Annotated in this window: 15 protein-coding genes; 10 read left to right on the top strand and 5 right to left on the bottom strand. The window is 59.2% G+C overall.

The genetic code is table 11. From position 1 onward, the window contains the following. The first annotated feature begins 178 nt into the window (after positions 1-178). Together ACVWZF_RS11320 and ACVWZF_RS11315 are read left to right on the top strand one after the other, a co-directional pair. Positions 179-1,300, top strand: a complete 1,122-nt coding sequence (locus ACVWZF_RS11320; RefSeq protein ID WP_414344403.1) for an LptF/LptG family permease — start codon at positions 179-181, stop codon at positions 1,298-1,300. Between the two features lie 72 nt (positions 1,301-1,372). Then, positions 1,373-1,525 carry a hypothetical protein gene (locus ACVWZF_RS11315; RefSeq protein WP_414328994.1) on the top strand — a complete coding sequence of 51 codons (153 nt, stop codon included), beginning with the start codon at positions 1,373-1,375 and terminating at the stop codon, positions 1,523-1,525. A gap of 75 nt (positions 1,526-1,600) precedes the next feature. Here the strand turns inward: ACVWZF_RS11315 and ACVWZF_RS11310 are convergent, their stop codons facing one another. From ACVWZF_RS11310 to upp, 3 genes are all read right to left on the bottom strand, one after another. Beyond that, positions 1,601-2,308, bottom strand: coding sequence for a tetratricopeptide repeat protein (locus ACVWZF_RS11310; RefSeq protein ID WP_457411477.1), 708 nt, complete (start codon positions 2,306-2,308; stop codon positions 1,601-1,603). After that, positions 2,295-3,179, bottom strand: a complete 885-nt coding sequence (locus ACVWZF_RS11305) for a hypothetical protein (protein WP_457411476.1) — start codon at positions 3,177-3,179, stop codon at positions 2,295-2,297. The genes ACVWZF_RS11310 and ACVWZF_RS11305 overlap by 14 nt, the downstream gene beginning before the upstream one ends. Before the next feature lie 270 nt (positions 3,180-3,449). After that, positions 3,450-4,139, bottom strand: coding sequence for a uracil phosphoribosyltransferase (upp, locus tag ACVWZF_RS11300; protein WP_011433955.1), 690 nt, complete (start codon positions 4,137-4,139; stop codon positions 3,450-3,452). 571 nt (positions 4,140-4,710) lie between these two features. On the opposite strand from upp, the gene ACVWZF_RS11295 reads away from it, so the two are divergent. The 4 genes from ACVWZF_RS11295 (at position 4,711) to ACVWZF_RS11280 (ending at position 8,517) form a co-directional block, all read left to right on the top strand. Further along, a complete protein-coding gene (locus tag ACVWZF_RS11295) occupies positions 4,711-5,787 on the top strand; it encodes an ABC transporter substrate-binding protein (protein ID WP_011433957.1) in 1,077 nt (358 codons plus the stop codon). A gap of 536 nt (positions 5,788-6,323) precedes the next feature. Further along, entirely contained in the window at positions 6,324-7,472 is a 1,149-nt protein-coding gene (locus ACVWZF_RS11290) for an FAD-dependent oxidoreductase (RefSeq protein WP_457411489.1), read from the top strand. Continuing rightward, a complete protein-coding gene (gene thiS / locus ACVWZF_RS11285) occupies positions 7,460-7,657 on the top strand; it encodes a sulfur carrier protein ThiS (RefSeq protein WP_457387925.1) in 198 nt (65 codons plus the stop codon). The genes ACVWZF_RS11290 and thiS overlap by 13 nt, the downstream gene beginning before the upstream one ends. A gap of 32 nt (positions 7,658-7,689) precedes the next feature. Further along, positions 7,690-8,517 (top strand): thiazole synthase, encoded by an 828-nt coding sequence (locus tag ACVWZF_RS11280; RefSeq protein WP_457411474.1) that lies wholly within the window; start codon positions 7,690-7,692, stop codon positions 8,515-8,517. A 22-nt stretch (positions 8,518-8,539) separates the two neighbouring features. Here the strand turns inward: ACVWZF_RS11280 and ACVWZF_RS11275 are convergent, their stop codons facing one another. Further along, positions 8,540-9,172: a class I SAM-dependent methyltransferase gene (locus ACVWZF_RS11275; RefSeq protein ID WP_414416753.1), complete on the bottom strand. Its 633-nt coding sequence runs from the start codon at positions 9,170-9,172 to the stop codon at positions 8,540-8,542. Positions 9,173-9,331: 159 nt separating this feature from the next. Between ACVWZF_RS11275 and ACVWZF_RS11270 the strand changes: the two genes are divergently transcribed. The 3 genes from ACVWZF_RS11270 to ACVWZF_RS11260 all read left to right on the top strand — a co-directional run bounded on the left by ACVWZF_RS11270 (position 9,332) and on the right by ACVWZF_RS11260 (position 11,590). Continuing rightward, on the top strand, positions 9,332-10,063 hold the full coding sequence (locus ACVWZF_RS11270) for a M50 family metallopeptidase (protein WP_457411487.1): 732 nt from the start codon (positions 9,332-9,334) through the stop codon (positions 10,061-10,063). A gap of 131 nt (positions 10,064-10,194) precedes the next feature. Continuing rightward, on the top strand, positions 10,195-10,335 hold the full coding sequence (locus ACVWZF_RS11265) for a hypothetical protein (RefSeq protein ID WP_414330515.1): 141 nt from the start codon (positions 10,195-10,197) through the stop codon (positions 10,333-10,335). A gap of 139 nt (positions 10,336-10,474) precedes the next feature. Continuing rightward, complete coding sequence (locus tag ACVWZF_RS11260) at positions 10,475-11,590, top strand: glycosyltransferase family 4 protein (protein WP_457411472.1); 1,116 nt, start codon at positions 10,475-10,477, stop codon at positions 11,588-11,590. A 95-nt stretch (positions 11,591-11,685) separates the two neighbouring features. Here ACVWZF_RS11260 and ACVWZF_RS11255 read toward each other — a convergent pair whose 3' ends face one another. Continuing rightward, on the bottom strand, positions 11,686-12,669 hold the full coding sequence (locus ACVWZF_RS11255) for an ABC transporter ATP-binding protein (protein ID WP_011433966.1): 984 nt from the start codon (positions 12,667-12,669) through the stop codon (positions 11,686-11,688). A 415-nt stretch (positions 12,670-13,084) separates the two neighbouring features. Here ACVWZF_RS11255 and ACVWZF_RS11250 point away from each other — a divergent pair, with 415 nt between their 5' ends. Further along, positions 13,085-13,744 carry a CDP-alcohol phosphatidyltransferase family protein gene (locus ACVWZF_RS11250; protein WP_414419232.1) on the top strand — a complete coding sequence of 220 codons (660 nt, stop codon included), beginning with the start codon at positions 13,085-13,087 and terminating at the stop codon, positions 13,742-13,744. Positions 13,745-13,761: the final 17 nt, after the last annotated feature.

Below are 13,761 nucleotides of genomic sequence, written 5' to 3'. Positions count from 1 at the left end.
GTTGAGAAAGGAAGGCGATAGCCTTTCATTGCCCAGTGTTCCGGTCTAGAGTCGTTAACAGCCTTCGGCTGTCCTGCCTACTACTTCCTCGGGTTGCGTGAAACTTCATTCTCTCCCTCCTGCCCGTTCCCGCGAGCGGCCTGACCACAGGCTCTCCCTCGTTTGCGCGGTGGGCCTGATGGATCGCTATGTCCTCTCGGAGATGCTGCTGCCGTTTCTCTTTGGGGTGGGAGCTTTCACAACCTTGGTGATGGCGGTGGGATCCCTGTTTGAGCTGGTGCGCCTGGTGGTGGAAGCGGGTCTGTCGCTTTCGGCGGCGTTACAGGTGTTTGTGTTGCGGGCGCCGGGGATCATCGTTTTGACGTTCCCGATGTCCATGTTGCTGGCGACGTTGCTGGCCTATGGGCGCTTGTCTGCCGACAACGAGATCACGGCCTTGCGCGGATGCGGGGTGAGCCTTTACCGCCTCATGGTGCCTGCCCTCGTCCTCAGCTTGCTGGTGACGACGTTAACGTTTCTGTTCAATGAGCTGGTGGTGCCGGTGAGCAATCGCCAAGCGGCCACGACTTTGAATCGAGCTTTAAATCGGGATCCGGACTTCCGGCGGGAGAATATCCTCTACCAAGAATTTGGCGAGATCCTCATGCCTGAGCCGGACGGCACCTTTTCCCGGCGACAAGGGCTAACCCGTCAGTTCTACGCCCGCAGCTTCGATGGGAAGCAAATGCGCGGCATTATCGTCCTAGATTTTTCCAACGAAGCGCTCAACCAAATCCTGCTGGCCCAACGGGGACGCTGGGATCCCCAAGAGAATCTTTGGGTGTTTGAGGATGGCACCAACTACATCGTTTCTCCTGATGGCACCTACAGCAACATTGCCACCTTCAGCCGGCAGGAGTTGCGTCTGCCTCGCGCGCCGCTGGAGCTGGCTCAGGAGATTCGCAGCCCTGAGGAAATGAACATTCGGGAGCTGAAGCATTACATCGAGGTGATCGCCAGTTCTGGAGATCTGCAACGGGTGCGCCGTCTACAGGTCAGCCTCAACCAGAAGTATGCCATTCCCTTTGCGTGTCTGGCGTTCACCCTGATTGGGGTGCCTTTGGGATTGCGCCCGCAACGCACCGGTTCCTCTTTGGGGTTGGGCATCAGTGTGCTGATTATCTTTGCCTTCTATGTGCTGCTGTTCATCACCCAGGCGCTGGGACAAATTGGGACGCTGGGGCCAGCAATGGCGGCTTGGTTGCCCAACTTGATCTGTGCCGCCGTAGGGCTGGGGTTGCTTTACCGAGCCAATCAGTAGCTGCTGGGCACCGTTTCTCCAGATGTAGGATAAAACTGCCCAATGGATTCTCGTATTCTGGAGAGCTCCCCCATGGAAGTTCAAGCTTGGATGAATTGGATGTTTGGCGGATTAGCCCTGCTGATCTTGGGGGGAGGCATGCTGATGATGTTCACCACGGTGTTCACCACCAAAGGGCCCCAGCCCGAGGATTCTCAGTCGGATCCCCAAAAGGGGCGAGCCTAGCCCAAGGCCCGGTGACGGGATCCCTGGCATCCAGCTACATGCCTTCATGGGTTGTCAGTCTGGGCCGAGAGAGAACTAGTCCCGCTCCTGTTGGCGGAGCCGCTGCAGAAGCGAGAGGGGTTTCTCTTCCTCTGGCCCTTTCTTTTCAGTCGCAGTTGGCAGGGCGGCTGTTTCTGTTTTCTGAGGTTCGAGCAAGAGCTTGGCGGCTTCTGACTCGACGGCTGGAGGACGAGCCGGGTTTTTCCCTTGTTGGCCGGGCAGGGGCACAGACTCCAGAGTGGCCAGTAAAGATTGAATATGGCTGTGGGTTTCGGGATGGTTGCTGGCGGCATGGGCCAAGAGGGTGAGCTGCTCTTTGGCAGCGACCAGGTTCCCCAGCTTGAGATCCACCAAGGCCAGTTGATAGCGGGCCTTAAAGCTACTGGGATCCACCTCCACCGAGCGTTGAAAGGCGGCGCGGGCCTCCGCCAGCTTGCCCTGACGGGCGTAGATCAAGCCGAGGTTGAAAGGCACATCGGGATCCCGTTCGCTGGGCAGCACCAAGGTTTTTTCTTCCAGTTCAATCGCGCTCCGGTAGGCGTTGATGGCCAAGGTATGAAAGCCCATCTGCAGGTAGCGGGCTCCGTCTTCCTTCAGTTGGGCGACCGTCGGTTCTCCTGTCAGTAGGGTCATGGGCGGTTGTGCGTAGGCGGGCATGGCCATCGCCAAACTCAGCAAGCATCCCGCCGTTCTCAAGCCCAGGGGGACAGCCTGACAACCGCTCTGCTGCTTATTCATCACCATGATCTGTTTCCTCCAACCACATCAACACCACTTCATTCCACCCCTCTGGGCCGGGGAGCTGAGCCAATTGCCATTGGGGCAGGGCCTCACTCCAGAGGCTATCCGCAATGGGGCTGGGAAGCACCACTTTTTGCTCCGTCCACCGCAAAAAGGCCACATCTGGCGGGGAACACCCAATGCCCAAAGCTTTGATAGGGCCCAGATGCCGTTGGTAGCAATCCAGCAGCCGCTGCACCGCCTGTTCCCCCGGCGAGAAATTGGGTTCTGCGGCCATCGTTGGCCGTATCCATCCGGTCAGATACCATTGCGGCAGGCTGGAGAAGTGGAGCTGACGCACCCGCAGCAGATGTTGGGTGAGGTTGGCTTCTTGCTGGGCAAAAGCTTCCCGCAGGGTTTCGGGATCCCCGGAATAGCTGAAAATCTCACTGTACTCTCGCTGCTGCGCCCGCTCTGCCTCTTCCAAAGGGATCCCAGTGGCAGCGGCCAGCTCAGAGGCAGTCCAATCCCCAAACCCGATCAAGTCCAAGTGGGACTCTTGACGCACCTGTTGCAGGATGCTGCGCAGGCGAGAATAGGGCAGACCCAAAGCATACACGTAGTAGGGCGGTCGGTGTTGCCACTGCTCGTCTAGGATGCCCGCCGGGAAGTAATGCTCGGGAACGTAAACGGCAGAGCCATCCTCACAGATGAACGGATGCTCCAGGCGCAACTGCCGCCGCACATGTTCCAGTTGAGCGCGGGTGCGCAGGCTGTAGAGCACCAAGGGAATGGAGCGGCGCTCTAGGGCAGCCAAGGCTTGTCGGGCAGCACCATAGCTGTTGGACTCCAGATCCAGCAAGCTGCCATCCAAACTGGTAAGGACAAGTCGCATAGGTGCAGGAAAGGGAAAGGCGCTGGCCCCGTCAGAATTGCAAGTAGCGCGACCGGCTGAAGCGTCCTACAGTACCTATGATCCAATAGCTTGACCAACCTGAGGGGGATTAGCCCCAAATGCTCTCCCTCACAGCATCTGGGTGAATGGGCAATCCGTGCGCCAGAAGTGGTAAAAGCTCGATTGAGCACTACAGAATGCGTGTGTCGCCGAAGATCTTGGCTCAAAAACCAGCAGCAGAGAAGACAGACAGATTGAGTGGGTCAGTGGCTAGTTTTCTGTGCCAAAGGCACGATCCCCTGCATCCCCCAGCCCGGGCAAAATGAACCCTCGATCGTTCAGCCGCTCGTCAATCATGGCGCAGAAGATTTGCACCATCGGGTAGTGGGATCCCAACCGCTGTAACCCTGGGGGCGCTGCCAATGCGCTGACAATTCTAACCAAGCTGGGATCCGCCCCCCGTTTTTTTAGCTCATCCAAAACCCAGAGCAGCGTGCCCCCGGTGGCCAACATCGGCTCGGGAATGAGAATGCGCATCTGTTCAGGGATCCGCTCTGGAAGGCGATTGAGGTAGCAACTGGCCTGCAGCGTTTCCTCATCCCGCACCATGCCAATGTGAAAGATCCGCGCCTGGGGCAAAAGAGCCTGACAGCCTTCCAGCATCGCCAAGCCAGCCCGCAATACAGGCACAATGCCCAGCAGGGTATCCGGCGCGATGACCTCTGCGGCAACGGGTTCCAAAGGGGTTTGCACCTGAACGGTTTGGGTGGGGATCCACTCCCGCATCGCCTCATAGGTTAGCCAGCGGCCCAGCTCCGACATGGCCGTGCGAAACAGGGGCATGGGAGTCTCCGCATCCCGAGCCACGGTTAGCCAGTGCTTAATGAGCGGGTGAGGGGGGACATAAACACGAAGCTGCTGACTTGCCACGGGAGAATGCCTCAATCTGGGCGGTAGCATAGCGGGTTGCCTTAGCAGAAAGCAAGCTCTAGAAAGCAAGCTCTCCAATTGGCCGCAACTCCATCCCGACCGGGGATAAATTGCCAACAGCTCCGGCAAATGCTCAAGGGGTGGGGCTCTTTGACCCAGCAAGATTGCGGCAGAATGAGATCTGCAGGTTACTTCGAGCGCCGGTCATGTTCGGTGGCTACAGGTTTGGGATAGACCAGGGCAAGGCTGGTTTCGGGTTTTGTTCCTCTTGCCATTTGCGAACTGAGGTGCTGGCCCCAGGGCAGCTTGGCCTCCCGCCGATGGAACCGAACGCCAACGGCTCTCGTCTGCAAGTGCCGGTAGCCGGAGATACCGCTCTGCCCAAGGGTTTCTGGCTTAATGGGGTGTCGCAAGTTACAGCCTGTTCACAAATTAAGGGATACAAAACTTAAGGGATACAAAACATCGTGTTTCTGAGGCTTGACTCCGATGAGGTTTAGAACAAGTAGGTTTACAACCGTATCCGTAGCCCCTCAATAGGCTGTACCTGCATCTTTAGCCCCCTCACACCTTGCAAGGATTAGCTTAGGGAGAATGGATTATGGCTTCGTCTCAACCCTCTGACTCGAACACCAAGGCTCTGAGCCGCCGTCAACTTCTCAAGGTGGGGGCCGCAGCCCTTGGGGGCGGTCTGTTGGCGGCAGGGGGTGCCCAAGCTCAGCGCAAACCCTCTCCCACCCTGATCGTGGCTCAGGGATCCGGCCTGGATCGCGTTTCCTATGCTACCAACTGGTATGCTCAGGCGGAACATGGGGGCTTCTATCAGGCGGTGGCGACCGGCATCTACCGCGAGCATGGCCTGGATGTGACCATCAAGATGGGTGGCCCTGGCATCAACATCACCCAAGTTTTGGCCGGTGGAGCTGCCGAGTTTGCCATGGGGGGAAGCACAGGGGTGATCAATGCTGTGCGAGAAGGGATCCCCTTGGTGTGCGTGGCGGCCATTTTTCAAAAAGACCCGCAGATCATCATGACCCACCCCGGCACCCAGCGCTTTGAAGAGCTCAAGGGCCGGCCCATTTTCGTCTCGAAAGGGGGGCTTGCCACCTACTGGCCCTACCTAAAGGCCCGCTTTGGCTTCACCGACGATCAGGTTCGTCCCTACAACTTCAACCCCGGCCCCTTTTTGGCGGATCCCAGCTCAGCTCAGCAAGGCTATCTGACATCCGAGCCTTTTGCCATCCAACGGGAAGGGGGATTTGAGCCGGTGGTCTTCCTCCTGGCGGATTTGGGCTACAAACCCTATGCCACCACCATCGAAACCCGTCGCCAACTGGTGGAAACCAAGCCCGACTTGGTGGAGCGATTCGTGGATGCCTCTATCAAAGGCTGGTACAGCTTCTTGGAGGATCCCCGTCCGGCCTATCGCTTGATCAAGCAGGACAACCCGGAGATGACCGATGCCCAGTTGGCCTACAGCTTCGAGAAATTGCAGGAGTACGGCATCATCTTGTCCGGCGATGCGTTGGAAAAAGGCATTGGCGCCATGACCGACAAACGCTGGCAAGACTTCTTCGACAGCATGACGGTGGCCGGCGTATTTGAGCCAACCATCAACTACCGGGCTGCCTATACGCTGGACTTCGTCAATAAAGGCACTGCCTACTACACTGCCTGACGGACTTCCACCCTTGGCGCTTCTCAGCCCAAGGGATCCCCCCTCGCCCCCAGCCCCTCTTCCACCAAGGGAGAGGGGAACTATAGTCATTTCAAACTAGATTGAGACACCCCCTAAACGCTCCGCGCCACTGCCCTCACCCCCATTCCTTCTCTCAGGGGGAGAAGGGGGCTAGAGGGAAATGTTTCATTCCGGTTTAATTGAGAATGCCAGAACACTGCGTGATCACCTCCCCCAACATCGCCAGCAACACCGGCACCCCCAGACGGATCCCGGAGACCAACAGCGAGATCAAACAAAAAGCTCCAAGTGAAAAGGCGTTCCAGCGAAGCTTGGCCCAGCACTCCATCAACAAATGCAGGCACAGGTGGGAGCAGATTCATCGCCGAGCTGGAAAGCCTATCATGGGATCCAGTATGGAATCCATCGTGCCAGTGGTGCGGGGCACTTTAACCCTTCCACCCTCCTCTTCTCTGACAAATCCGGCAGCCAGCCTGACGGGCCCATCCGCTGCTGCGTCAGCAGTAGGGATCACTTTGCCTTGGGCAGCGCAGCGGGATCCCATCCTTGTCCTCGGGGCTGGGCTGATGGGGCGTTTGTTGGCCGCCAGCCTTGTCGAGGTTGGGCATCCCGTCCGCATTGTGGAGGCGGCTCCTGCTGCTGCTGTTGAGAGCAGCGCTGCCCATTTTGCCGCTGCTATGCTAGCTCCTTTGGCCGAGTCCGCCGTCGCCGAAGCCAGTGTGGTGGCCCAGGGGTACTATGCCCTCTCCCGCTGGCCCGCCCTTCTGGCCAGCCTGCCAGAGCCGGTTTTCTTTCAGCAAGAAGGCACTTTGATCCTCTGGCACCGCCAAGATGCCGGGGAAGCCAAGCGCTTCTCGGCGCTACTGGCCGCTGTGGGGGAACACCTCCCGCATCTCCCCCGCCCTCAGCCGCTGGATGCCCAGGCTATTGCCGAGCTGGAGCCGTCGGTAGCCGGGCGATTTGCGCAGGGCCTGTATCTTCCCCAAGAGGGCCAACTGGACAACCGCCAACTGTTGTCGGCTCTGCTGGCCAAGTTGCGGCAGCACGAGGTGGAAGTGGAGTGGGGTTGCCCTTGGGATCTGGAGCAGGCCCAAGCTTGGCAGCAGCAAACCGGAGGCTGGGTTTTGGATTGCCGCGGCCTGGGGGCCCAAAAAGAATGGGGCGGGCCAAGACTGCTGCGCGGAGTTCGGGGTGAGGTGGTGCGCCTGTATGCCCCAGAAGTCTCTTTGCGGCGCCCAACCCGGCTGTTGCACCCTCGCTATCCGATCTACATCGCTCCCAAGCCGGGACACCTGTTCGTAGTGGGGGCCACTGAAATCGAATCTGAGGATCGCTCGCCGGTGAGCGTTCGCTCGGCTTTGGAGTTGCTCAGCGCCGCCTACGCCGTACATCCTGCCTTTGCAGAAGCGCGTATCCTGGAATTGGGCAGCCAATGTCGTCCCACCTTGGCAGACCATTTGCCAGCCGTGGTGGAGCGCTCACCTCGCCTGTTGCAGATCAACGGCCTCTATCGCCATGGCTTTCTGATCTCCCCGGCCATCCACGATGCTGTCTTGGAGTATCTCCACCAGGGCAGTTGTCGCTTGGCTCAGCAGCTTGGGATCCCCTTTCAGGTGCAGGCTGCCCCTCTTTCCGGTGAGTTCCCATTGCCATGCGTGTCTTGATCAACCAAAAGCCTTACGATTTGCCGGAAGGCACCACTTTGGCCGAGGCAGTGGCTCAGGTGGGGGCCAGCGGCCCTTTCGCGGTAGCGGTTAATCTGAAGTTTGTGCCGCGTGCCCAATACGAGCAAACTCGTCTGCAAGAAGGCGACCAGGTGGAGATCGTCGCTCCGGTTGCCGGCGGCTAGCGCTCAAGTCCGCTTTTCTATCTGCCTCAGCCATGTCCACCCTTCTCCATTGCTCTCCCTCAACTCTGGCCGATGAGGATCCTTTGGTGCTCTATGGCCAACCGTTGCCCAGCCGTCTGATGTTGGGTACGGCTCGCTACCCTTCGCCGGCCATTTTGGAGCAGGCGGTGGCGCGCGCGCAGCCCTGTTTGTTGACGGTTTCTCTGCGGCGGCAAGGGGCACTGGGGCCAGAAACTTCCCAGAGGTTCTGGGCTCTGTTGCAGAAGATGGGGATCCCAGTTCTGCCCAACACCGCCGGCTGCCACAGCGTGCAGGAGGTGATCACAACGGCGGAGATGGCGCGGGAGGTGTTCGGCACCGACTGGATCAAGCTGGAGTTGATCGGGGATGACTACACGCTGCAGCCGGATCCCGTGCAACTGCCCACTGCTGCTGCTGAGCTGGTCCGGCGCGGCTTTAAGGTGCTGCCCTATAGCACCGACGACCTGGTGCTCTGCCAGCGGCTTTTGGATGCTGGCTGTGAGGTGGTGATGCCCTGGGCGGCCCCCATCGGCACCGGCAAAGGCCCCCTCAACCCCTACAACTTGCGCCTGCTGCGGGAGCGGATCGAGGCGCCGCTGATCGTGGATGCCGGCTTGGGCCTGCCCTCCCATGCCTGCCAGGTGATGGAGTGGGGCTTCGACGGGGTGCTGCTAAACACGGCGGTGGCCTTGGCCCGGGATCCGGTGGCCATGGCCGAGGCCTTTGCAGAAGCGGTGCGCTCAGGCCGCCGAGCCTACCTGGCCGGGGCCATGATCCCTCAGGAAACAGCTCAGCCCAGTACGCCTGTCATCGGCACTCCCTTTTGGCACCAGGGCTGACTGCCGCTCTCAGGGGTGCAGCTCAGGCGGCAGGCTTTCGCGCCTGGATAACCTGCAGAGCTCCCCCAGCGTGGAGGGTCTGCCGGATGGATTGCCAACCCTGCTGCTGCAAATGCTCGGGCAAGTCCAGCTTGAGTAGCTCCCAGGCGGTCTCGGTTTCAAAAAGGGCCAGAAAGAGGGCCAGACCAGGCCAGATCAGGGGTTGCCGAGGCGCATGCAGATCCAGGATCAAGAGTCCTCCCCCCGGCTTGAGCACCCGCCACACTTCCCGCAGCACCTGCTCCAAATCTGCGAAGGACAATTCGTGCAGAGCCAAGCTGGTATGCACCCAATCAAAGCTGGCATTGGGAAAGGGCATATCTTGGGCAAAGGCCTCCACAAACTCCACCTGGGGAAGGCGTTTGCGGGCTGCCGCTAGAGCTTTGGGGGAAGCATCCAGGCCCACCACCTGCTGGCTCAGCTCCGCCAACAGTGGGGTTACTTCAGCTGGGCCACAGCAGAGATCCAACACCCGCTCCTGGGGATGAATCTGGATCCCTTGCATGGGCAATCTCCGCAACCGCTCATATCCGCCCACTGCCAGGGCAGCCCCGCGACTGATGCTGCGGTAAAGCCAAGGAAATTGATAGCTCCAATCCCGCAGGAAGGTGGCCATCGCCAGGGATCCCTCAGAGTCTTTTTCAGCCTACCTAGCCCCTCTCCCAGCAGGGGAGTTGGCCTGGCTATTTTCTTGGCCTATGTGGAACTTTTTCCCGCCGGCAGTCGTCTGGGGCGATGGGCCATCTTAGGCCTTTTCTCCATCCACCTGCTGATGATGACTCAGTTTGAGCTGCCTTCTCCCCCTTCTGGAAGACCTAACCGGCACAGCTTGGTTTGGCTGGTGGTTGCTGCAGGTCTGACGGTCTTGCTCTGGCGGTTTCCCTGGGGTAACTACATCCTCTACCCCTTTACCTTGTTGGCCACCTGGTTTCACGAGATGGGCCATGGTCTGATGGCAGTGCTGTTGGGTGGGGAGTTTCATCGTCTGGAGATCTATCCCGACGGCTCGGGGCTGGCCATTCACAGTGGCGAGCTGTTTTTGGGACGGGTGGGGCAAGCTTTGGTGGCCGCTGCTGGGCCGATGGGGCCGCCGCTGGCTGGGGCCCTGTTCATCCTTGCCTCCCGCCGCCACAGCACAACTCGGTTGGGGCTGGTACTTCTGGGATCCCTGCTGTTGCTATCGACGCTGCTCTGGGTTCGCTCTCCCTTTGGCCTCCTGTTCCTCTTGGGTATGGGTTTGGGGATCCTGACGGTAGCTCGCTGGGCCTCCCCCTGGCTGCGGGGCTTCGCTGCACAATTTTTGGGGGTGCAGGCCTGTGTGAGCACCTACCACCAGCTCGACTACTTGTTTACGGCCTCTGCCGTGATCAATGGGCAGGTGATCCACTCCGATTCCAGCCAAATTGCCCAAAACTTGTTCTTGCCCTACTGGTTTTGGGGAGGGGTGATGGCGGTATCTTCTTTGGTGCTGCTGATAACCAGCTTGCAACTGACGTTCCGAGACTAACCGGCGGGGGGCAAAGCCGCAATTTTGGCAGTGATTTGTGTCACGCAAAAATCCGTCCTCCATCACTGCCCAGTCGAGAAAACCGCCGCTACAGTAATGGGCAAGAGGAGTGAGGAGCTGAGGAGTGGAGCATGTGGCGGGATGTTATTGGGCTGGCCCTGGCGGCGACCCTACTGTTGATCAGCAAAACCGCCGCAGACACGCTGGGCCAAAGCCAGGTGCAGACTTTCACCGAACCTGAGCCGATGCCCTACTCTGCACCGGTGGAATGAGGTACTTGAGTCTGCTGACGGAGGTCGTAGCAGCGTTGCCGTTTTGTGCAACACTCATTCTAGAGTCTTTAAGGGCTCCGTCCGAGTAGCGCGGTCGCAGCAGCGTTGCGGAGCAATAACAGTAGGCTTGGGATCCCTGATGCGCATAGCCCTGTTTACGGAGACGTTTCTGCCCAAGGTGGATGGCATCGTTACCCGCCTCTGCCACACGGTGCGTCACCTAACCGCTCGTGGTAACTCGGTGCTCATCGTCGCGCCCCGGGGAGCCCCGCGGCGGTTTGCACGGGCACGGGTTTACGGGATCCCGGGGATGCCACTGCCTTTGTATCCAGAGTTGAAGCTGGCCGCCCCCGGCCCGGCCATCGGTAAGTTGCTCAGCCGTTTCCGACCGGATGTGATCCACGTGGTGAACCCGGCGGTTTTGGGATTGGGGGGCCTCTACTACAGCCAGACGATGGGGATCCCGCTGGTGGCGTCCTACCATACCCATCTGCCGAAGTATCTGCAGCATTATGGGCTGGGCTTTCTGGAAGGGGTTTTGTGGAATCTCCTGAAGCTGGGGCACAATTTGGCGCGGGTCAATCTTTGCACCTCGACGGCCATGATGCAGGAGCTGAGCGCCCACGGCATTGAGCGGGTGCAGCTGTGGCAGCGGGGAGTGGATACGGAGTTGTTTCATCCCCAGGCGGCCAGTCCAGAGATGCGGGCTCGGCTCACGGCGGGGCAACCGGAACGGCCTCTTTTGCTCTACGTGGGACGGCTTTCGGCTGAGAAGGAAGTAGGGCGGATCCGGGTGTTGCTAGAGCGGATCCCGCAGGCGCGCCTAGCTATTGTGGGGGATGGGCCAGAGCGGGGATCCCTGGAGCAACATTTTGCCGGCCACGATGTGGTGTTTACGGGCTACCTACAGGGAGAGTCTCTGGCAGCGGCCTTTGCTTCGGCGGATTTGTTCGTGTTCCCCTCCCGCACCGAGACCTTGGGGCTGGTTCTGTTGGAAGCCATGGCTGCCGGTTGTCCGGTGATCGCCCCCCGCTGCGGCGGCATTACCGATGTGGTGGACAGTGGGCGCAATGGCTTTCTGTTCGATCCCAATTCGGATAGCGACTTTGTCCAGGTTACCCAGCAACTCCTGAGCAGCGTCGGGCAGCGACAGCTCTTCCGACAGCAAGCCCGCCAAGAGGCAGAACGCTGGAGCTGGTCGGCAGCCACCCAACAGTTGGAAGGCTACTACCGGGCTGTTATTGCCGCCGATTAGCGGTGCGGAGCACAGAGTCCCCTACTGGGAAATACTCAGGGCAGAACTCCGTCCTGCTCTCGGGGTTCTCCATAGCACCAGTGCGAACGGCCAGCCTAGGCAGAGACCGGATGATCCCCTTCAATGGCCCGCACTTGCTCCACAAAGAATTCTTCTAGGGATTGCCGTTGCCAATGCAAGTCGGTGACCAGTGCCCCCGCTTGGTTCAAAAGGGCCAGCAACTCCGGTAGGGATCCACTCCATTCCCCCGACCAATGGGATCCCTGAATCGAGAAGTGCTCTAGGCGGTCGCGGAACTGTTCGACGGCGCCACCGTGCCCCTGTACCCGATAGCTTTTGCTCTCTCCCAGCAAGTCATCCAAAGTTCCCTGATGCACCAATTTGCCGCCGATGATCAGGCCGACTCGGTTGCAGATAACTTCCACATCCGCCAGGATATGGCTGTTGAAAAACACCGTTTTGCCCTGCTGCTTGAGGGACAGAATGATCTCGCGCATTTGATAGCGGCCCATGGGATCCAGTCCCGACATCGGCTCATCCAGAAAAACCAGCTCTGGGTCGTTGATCAGCGCTTGGGCCATGCCAGTGCGCTGCAGCATGCCCTTGGAGTAGGTGCGCAGTTGTTTTTTGCGGGCCGTATCTATAGAAAGCCCCACCAGCTCCAGCAGTTGCGGGATCCGCTCCTTCAACAGGCTATTGGGCAGACCAAACACCTTGCCGGCAAACTGGAGAAACTCCCATGCCGTCAAGTAATCGTAAAAATAGGGGTTCTCCGGCAAATATCCCACCTGTTGCTTGATGGAGCGATCCCCCAGGGGTTTGCCCAGCAAAGTGCCGCTGCCGCGGGTGGGCTCCACAATGCCCAGTAGGCATTTGATGGTGGTGGTTTTCCCGGCCCCGTTGGGCCCCAGCAGCCCAAAGGTTTCTCCGCGGGCCACAGTCAGAGAAAAATCTTTGAGGGGGCTGACCACCTTGTTCAGCCAAAATCCTGTGCGATAGGTTTTGGTCAGGCCGGTGATGGCAATGACCGGCTCTGGTGCCGCGAACGCTTCTGCTGGGGAAGTGGGGGTCTCGCTCATGGACTCGCTCGTAGGTATGTTGGAGTTGAGGGAGAAAAAGGTGCCGCGAACACCGAGTTAAGGAGCACACAGTCCGCCAGGCGATAGGCTACCCAGCCTAACCTTTAGTTTACCCACAGGCTTTGTCCCAGCCTAGGCTTGCCGCAGCACTTCCGGTAGAGGAAAGGGGCCAGAGCAAACATACTCCGCGTAGGTATCCGCTTCATTCGCAACAGCGGTGCGGTTCCTTTGCCGTAGGCACAGCACTTTGCTCTGACCTCCCTTCAATTCTCATCATCTGGGATGATTCTGGGATGATGATTTCCATCGCGTTGGCGGTGCGGAGCAAGAAAATTGAATCCAGAGGTTTTGTGGGATCCCAGCCGGTGGTGATCATCGGCAACAGCGTTGCAGAGCAATAAGAAAGGAGTGTTTCTTGCTGGATAAGGTGCTTAGGCAGTGGAAGGAGCGGCTGTTGGCTCCAGTGCTGCAAACCCCTCTCCAACAGGTGCATCCCCTAGCCATTACCCTGTCGGGGTTTGCTGTGGGCCTGGCCTCTGGGACAGCGGCAGCTTACGGGGCCTACGGGTGGGGGCTGGGCCTGTGGTTGCTGAACCGGTTTATGGATGGGCTGGACGGCACGTTGGCTCGTCTGCAGGGACGGCAAAGCGATCTGGGGGGCTACCTGGATATGCTGCTGGACGTGGTGGTCTACGCGGTCGTTCCCCTGGGGCTGGCCTTTCACCAGGGATCCCTGCTGGGCTATGCTTCTCTGGCTCTGATGCTGGCCAGCTTTTACATCAACCTTTGCTCCTGGATGTATTTGGCAGGGCTGTTGGAAAAACGGCGTTCGCGACAGCGTTGCGGAGCAACAAGGACGGATGGCACTGTCGGGGCGGGATCCCTGGATGAACTGACCAGCTTAAGTATGCCGTCGGGGCTTATCGAGGGCAGCGAAACCATCTTTTTCTACGGCTTGTTTTTCCTTTTCCCAGAGTACATGGTGGGCTTGTTTGGGCTGATGGCAATTCTGGTGCTCTTGAGTGCTGTGCAGCGGTTGGTTTGGGCGCTGGGATCGCTTTCTGCTCCAAGGTGAGCCCGGAAAGGGTCTGT

Source organism: Thermostichus sp. OS-CIW-30 (genome assembly GCF_054060215.1).
The sequence above is the reverse complement of the archived record's forward strand: the minus strand, read 5'-3'. Positions and strand labels throughout refer to the sequence as shown.

What these genes read in the sequence shown, in the direction of transcription:
- ACVWZF_RS11320 (WP_414344403.1), top strand. Translation starts at nt 179, where the DNA reads ATGGATCGCTATGTCCTCTCGGAGATGCTGCTGCCGTTTCTCTTTGGG.
- ACVWZF_RS11315 (WP_414328994.1), top strand. Translation starts at nt 1,373, where the DNA reads ATGGAAGTTCAAGCTTGGATGAATTGGATGTTTGGCGGATTAGCCCTG.
- ACVWZF_RS11310 (WP_457411477.1), bottom strand. Translation starts at nt 2,308, where the DNA reads ATGGTGATGAATAAGCAGCAGAGCGGTTGTCAGGCTGTCCCCCTGGGC.
- ACVWZF_RS11305 (WP_457411476.1), bottom strand. Translation starts at nt 3,179, where the DNA reads ATGCGACTTGTCCTTACCAGTTTGGATGGCAGCTTGCTGGATCTGGAG.
- upp (WP_011433955.1), bottom strand. Translation starts at nt 4,139, where the DNA reads ATGCTACCGCCCAGATTGAGGCATTCTCCCGTGGCAAGTCAGCAGCTT.
- ACVWZF_RS11295 (WP_011433957.1), top strand. Translation starts at nt 4,711, where the DNA reads ATGGCTTCGTCTCAACCCTCTGACTCGAACACCAAGGCTCTGAGCCGC.
- thiS (WP_457387925.1), top strand. Translation starts at nt 7,460, where the DNA reads ATGCGTGTCTTGATCAACCAAAAGCCTTACGATTTGCCGGAAGGCACC.
- ACVWZF_RS11280 (WP_457411474.1), top strand. Translation starts at nt 7,690, where the DNA reads ATGTCCACCCTTCTCCATTGCTCTCCCTCAACTCTGGCCGATGAGGAT.
- ACVWZF_RS11275 (WP_414416753.1), bottom strand. Translation starts at nt 9,172, where the DNA reads ATGGCCACCTTCCTGCGGGATTGGAGCTATCAATTTCCTTGGCTTTAC.
- ACVWZF_RS11270 (WP_457411487.1), top strand. Translation starts at nt 9,332, where the DNA reads ATGACTCAGTTTGAGCTGCCTTCTCCCCCTTCTGGAAGACCTAACCGG.
- ACVWZF_RS11265 (WP_414330515.1), top strand. Translation starts at nt 10,195, where the DNA reads ATGTGGCGGGATGTTATTGGGCTGGCCCTGGCGGCGACCCTACTGTTG.
- ACVWZF_RS11260 (WP_457411472.1), top strand. Translation starts at nt 10,475, where the DNA reads ATGCGCATAGCCCTGTTTACGGAGACGTTTCTGCCCAAGGTGGATGGC.
- ACVWZF_RS11255 (WP_011433966.1), bottom strand. Translation starts at nt 12,669, where the DNA reads ATGAGCGAGACCCCCACTTCCCCAGCAGAAGCGTTCGCGGCACCAGAG.